This is a genomic window from Amycolatopsis sp. NPDC041971 (assembly GCF_055588925.1).
In genome coordinates this window covers 1-4871 of record NZ_JBVJCE010000004.1, presented here as the reverse complement: position 1 = coordinate 4871, position 4871 = coordinate 1, and the positions used below count along the sequence as shown (strand labels likewise).

The following is a 4871-nucleotide window of genomic DNA, read 5'->3' as shown; positions in this document are numbered from 1 at the left end:
AGGGAAAGAAAGGCTGGGATCCGTCCACAGAACACCCCCCCCCCCCCCCCCTCTCCTCCCCCCCCCCCCCCCCCCTCCCCCCCCCCCCCCTCCTCCCCCCCGCTGAGCGGGTCGCCCTCGCCCGGTGGGACGGGCACCTCGTCCTCGATGCCGTGCCACGCCGTCCAGATGATCTCGACGCCGGCACCGAAGTAGTAGTCGTCGTGATCCTCCCGGCTCACCGGAGCGATTCGGTAGCCGTAGCCCAGGTCGTCGGCCACCGCGCGGAACAGGTTTCGCTCCGTCGCCGTGTGGTCGGCCGGGGCTTCGGAGGGAGCGATCCACGTGGCCGTCCGCCCGCGGCGACGGGCGATCGTGTCGAGCAGCGCAGTCACACTGCCGTGACGGCGGCCGGGCATGAGCCGGCCGTCCTGCTCGGCGAACCGCACCGGCCCCCGATCCGAGGCGAAAACGACCTGCCCGGTGGTCACCGCCGGCCTCCAGGGGCGCCGACCCCGGTGAGCGCGGTGTCGTGCTGGAAGCCGAGCCCGGACGCCCAAGCGTGCACGATCGCCATATGTGCGGTCTCGATCACGCCGAAGTCGGCCGAGTCCACCACCAGTGCCAGATCGACCAGTTCCACCGCGGCACCACCACCGCAACCCAGCAAGCCGATGGTGTCCAGCCCCATCCGGCGCGCGGTTCTCAACGCGGCCAGCACGTTCGGCGAATCACCGCTGGCGCTGATGGCCACCGCCACATCGCCCGACTCGGCGTTGTCCGCCAACTGAGCCGCGAACACCTCCTCGTAGTCGAAGTCGTTGGCGTAGGCGGTGAGTACCGCCGTGTTGTCCACCAGTGCGAACGCGCGCAGCGTGGCTTCCTCCGGGCGGCGCGCGGTCTTCACCAGATCGCACACCAGGTGGCTGGCCGTGGACGCACTGCCACCGTTGCCGAAGATGTACACCCGGCTTCGGCGCCGCCGCGCGGACTGCAGCACTTCCATCGAATGGGCAAGCTCCGTCGCCGACAAAGTGCGCAGACCCTTCACAGTGTCGTCGAGAAAGATCTCACAGCGATCGCGGTACCGGTCGACATTAGTAGACACAACCATGACTTATCCCCGTCCCTGCCACAAAGATCATTGCATCGAAGGGTGCGATTACCCGCTTCGCGCCGAACAGTGTCACGCGAGTGAGGCGAATCCATATCTTATTGTTTTATTGACGCCACTGATGTCGCTGTGGCCGCTTAGTCACCCACCGGCGAGAACATCCACGCGAGCCAGGTGTCACAGAAATAGGGCACACCAGCACAAGCCGCCCCGCGACCGGCATTGAGGCGGCCGACATCGGGCGAACCGCGTATGCCCACCTCGCTTGACCCGTGTGCAACGGTGCCGCAACCACGAAATCCGACATACCGCCAAATGGGTGGCCGGGCCGCCGAAAAAGGCGAGTCCTTAAGGAACGTAAATTCCGCGTGAATGTGGATCTAGCAGGCTCACAAGCACCAGGATCAGGTCCGCCGCGTACCGCACTGCCTCTCCATCAAAAGCAGAACGAGGCTGGGTTCCCCCCGATTGCACGTCGTCCTGTTCAGCCATACCGATGGCCGAGCGCTACGACATTATGCATATCTCATGGAATTCACTGCGGTTTCCGAGGTGTCCGCATGCGCATTCTCCTCAACAAACGACTCCCGGCGGGGCGGTTCCGGATACACTCGATTGGCTGATTGTCACTGCGACAAAGATAGCGAGAGGATCATTTAGCCTGACGGATGCCAGGTAACCGATTCCAGGGGGATATCAATGAATAATTTTACGCGTGTTCTGCTGCCTGCGGCACTGGGAGTGGCGCTGCTCGGGCTGACCGCCACAGGAACGACAGCGGCGACCGCGGCCACCAACTCGAATACAACGGCCCAGGCGATCCACGAGTACTGCGTGCTCTATCTGAGCAAGGAGCGTAACGTGGAAGGCCTGTCGAAGGTGTTGTCCAAGCAGTGCTCCTCGTTATCGGAAAAAGACGCGTTGACCAGCGTGCGTGCGGAGATGGGGGTACAGCGGCCGGAGTCTGCTGCACCGGCCGAAGTGATGCTCTTCACCGAGTACCGCGACTCCAACTACGGCGGCGGAGTGCTGTACACGATGGTCGGTGGAGAGACCTGTGACGGCGACGGTTATAGGTTGCGCAATTATGTCCAAGTGGCCAACAACGTGAGTTCGATCCGAGGCTACGGCAGTTGCGACCGCGCCCTGCTGACCGACGGGGCACCTCAGTGGTCAGAGTACCAGGATCTGTCGACATCCTACGTCGGTGACCGGCTCAACGACGATATCGACTACGTGCACGCCTTCGACGGCTGAGTGCCACGGATGGGACGACCTGCGCGACATAGCGTCTCATGCACAGGCGGTCCCATTGATGGAGTGCCATACCGAGCGCCGGCGGGAGCGATGATGTCGATCCCGCCGGCGCCCGCCCCGTGCCGCTACGGAAGCCATCACCTGCCTGGCGACCACAAGAGAAGTACATTATGGACAGTCAGGTAACGCCGCGCGGGTGCGCCGTGACGAGGACTTCCGAACAGCGATCTGCCGTAAGGGCTAATCCGATCGGGATGCAGCCCGGGAAGAAGAATTTGACGCTCTACGGCTCCTACCAGGATAATCGGCCCTACCACAAGCGCTACGGAAGGCCAGCCACGTGACCACCACGACACCCGATCTGGACGCGGTCCGTCGTGACAACACGGCAACGGTCGCTACTTTGCGCGAGATTCCCGACGTGATCGGGCTGCTCCGATCCACCACCGTCGGCGACCCGGATGCCGACGAGGTTCCCGGCGGCGTGTGGGATCTGTGGAGCCACCACATCGAAGACGGCTGCCGATGCTAAGGGTCGGTCTTCGTGGGCGCGTCGGCGTGCTGCGCTGGTACACCAACGAAGCCTCGTACGCCCCGGCAGGAGCCACGCACCGCGACCACGAGCACGAGTACTGGCACGGCGGCTTCCCCCAGAGCTGGAACGAGGGCGAAGAGATTCCCGCCGAGTACGTCTATGCCGCCGTCGGCGAGTTCACCGCCACCGGTGCGCGCCCCACGATCATCCGCTGGATCAACGAGATCGACGTACCCAGCAAGAGCACCACCACACCGACGGACATACCCGACGAAACAGAAAGCGCGTGGCGCGCCGCCGCATCCTGACATCCATGCTCGCTTCGTGCGGCCGATCTCCGCACCGTCAACCCAGCGAGCAGTCAGGCGCCCTGGGGTTGACCCGTTTTGGCGGACAGGGTCGATGAGGTGGTGTCAGGCTACCTGACGGCCGAAGGTGTCTTCGGTTGTCGGGTGGCTTGTTTCGTAGTCGTTGGGGCTGAGATAGCCGAGGCTGGAGTGTCGTCGGCGGGTGTTGTACCAGCCTTCGATGTATTCGAAGATCGCCTTGTGCGTGACGGTCCGTGTCGGCCAGCCTTGCCGGTCGATCAGTTCGGCTTTGATGGTGGCGAAGAAGGACTCGGCGACCGCGTTGTCCCAGCACTGTCCTTTACGCCCCACAGATAGACGCACCCCATGGTCCTCGGCGAGGTCACCGAATTGGGTAGAGGTGTACTGGCAGCAATGCCACTTAGGGGTCCTAACAGATTGAGTGGGACTTGAGTCTGCGCCAGCAGATGATGGCGCAGCCGAGGGTGAGGAAGCCTTCGTGGATGTCGTCGCGGACTTCCCAGCGGATGCGCAGGCGTCGGAACCAGTGCAGCAGGGCGAACGCGCCTTCGACGACCCAGCGGTGAACGCCGAGACCAGAGCCGTGTTCCTGGCCTCGGCGGGCTATGAGAGGCGTGATTCCGGCGGCGCGGACCAGTTTGCGGTACTTGTCGTGGTCGTAGGCGCGGTCGGCGTAGAGCCGTTGTGGTCGACGGCGGGGCCGTCCACGGCGGCCCCGTACCGGCGGGATCGCGTGGATCAACGGCATCAGCTGGGTGACATCGTGCCGGTTCCCGCCGGTCAGCGTGGCAGCCAGCGGAATGCCGGTGCCGTCGGTGATGACGTGGTGTTTCGACCCGGTACGGGCTCGATCTACCGGGCTGGGGCCGGTTTTCGGCCCCCTTTTAACGCCCGCACATGCGATCCATCGACCGCCGCCCGTGACCAATCCAGCTGGCCCGCCGCGTGCAACTCAGCCAGCAGCAGTTCGTGCAACTGCTGCCACACCCCGGCCTCGGTCCAGTCCCGCAGCCGGCGCCAGCACGTCATGCCCGACCCATAGCCCAGCTCCTGCGGCAGGAACTCCCACGGAATCGCCGTGTAGAGCACGAACATGATCCCGCACAACGCCTTACGGTCGTCCAACCGCTTACGCCCCGGATTCCTGAACCGATGCTCCACCCGCGGCAACAACGGCTCGATCCGTTCCCACAGACCGTCATCGATCTCCCACGGACGCCGCTGCCCCACCCAGCCCACCCTTCACAGACGATCAACGAGACACAGCATCAAACCACACTCGAGATCATTCTGTTAGGACCCCTTAGTTAAGCCGTACGTTTCAGGACGTTCGGGTGCGGGTCATAGTGTTCCTGCTGGTGGCGAGGCGTCTTGATGGGGAATGTGTGACGTTGCCCTTCTTGCAGACTCGCGGGTAGGTTCGGTGTCGTCGCTTGTTGCGCCGCTCTACGGTTTCCTGGATCGCCCGCTCATGGTTCAGGCGTGCCGTTTCGGGGGGAAAACACCGCTGGGTCGGTGACCTGGCGGCGGATGATGTTCAAGGTTCTGGTGAAAGATATCTAATCCGGGTCAATATCGACGCTGTCAGCCGCCTCGTGCATGAACGAGCGTATCGCGTAGTGGCTGACCAATAAGCCCCAGAATTCTTGTTCCACCA

7 protein-coding genes and 1 pseudogene are annotated in these 4871 nt (G+C 63.7%); 3 read left to right on the top strand and 5 right to left on the bottom strand.

Annotation, left to right across the window (positions count from 1 at the left end):
• Together ACZ6DT_RS10765 and ACZ6DT_RS10760 are read right to left on the bottom strand one after the other, a co-directional pair.
• On the bottom strand, positions 1 to 470 hold a 470-nt coding region (locus tag ACZ6DT_RS10765), incomplete at its 3' end, for a hypothetical protein (RefSeq protein WP_465591912.1).
• Entirely contained in the window at positions 467 to 1093 is a 627-nt protein-coding gene (locus tag ACZ6DT_RS10760) for an SIS domain-containing protein (RefSeq protein WP_465591909.1), read from the bottom strand. The genes ACZ6DT_RS10760 and ACZ6DT_RS10765, both read right to left, overlap by 4 nt.
• Before the next feature lie 699 nt (positions 1094 to 1792).
• Here ACZ6DT_RS10760 and ACZ6DT_RS10755 point away from each other — a divergent pair.
• The 3 genes from ACZ6DT_RS10755 (at position 1793) to ACZ6DT_RS10745 (ending at position 3193) form a co-directional block, all read left to right on the top strand.
• Positions 1793 to 2350, top strand: a complete 558-nt coding sequence (locus ACZ6DT_RS10755) for a hypothetical protein (protein ID WP_465591906.1) — start codon at positions 1793 to 1795, stop codon at positions 2348 to 2350.
• 340 nt (positions 2351 to 2690) lie between these two features.
• A complete protein-coding gene (locus tag ACZ6DT_RS10750; protein WP_465591903.1) occupies positions 2691 to 2882 on the top strand; it encodes a hypothetical protein in 192 nt (63 codons plus the stop codon).
• Complete coding sequence (locus ACZ6DT_RS10745; RefSeq protein ID WP_465591900.1) at positions 2876 to 3193, top strand: Imm1 family immunity protein; 318 nt, start codon at positions 2876 to 2878, stop codon at positions 3191 to 3193. The genes ACZ6DT_RS10750 and ACZ6DT_RS10745 overlap by 7 nt, the downstream gene beginning before the upstream one ends.
• Before the next feature lie 105 nt (positions 3194 to 3298).
• Here the strand turns inward: ACZ6DT_RS10745 and ACZ6DT_RS10740 are convergent, their stop codons facing one another.
• The 3 genes and pseudogenes from ACZ6DT_RS10740 to ACZ6DT_RS10730 form a co-directional block, all read right to left on the bottom strand.
• Complete coding sequence (locus ACZ6DT_RS10740) at positions 3299 to 3556, bottom strand: integrase core domain-containing protein (RefSeq protein WP_465591897.1); 258 nt, start codon at positions 3554 to 3556, stop codon at positions 3299 to 3301.
• 67 nt (positions 3557 to 3623) lie between these two features.
• A protein-coding gene (locus tag ACZ6DT_RS10735; RefSeq protein ID WP_465591894.1) for an IS5 family transposase occupies positions 3624 to 4444 on the bottom strand; the annotation gives its coding sequence in 2 pieces (ribosomal slippage) (positions 3624 to 4090 and positions 4090 to 4444; 822 coding nt in all).
• Between the two features lie 239 nt (positions 4445 to 4683).
• Positions 4684 to 4871: pseudogene (locus tag ACZ6DT_RS10730) on the bottom strand (IS4 family transposase); the annotation flags it as partial.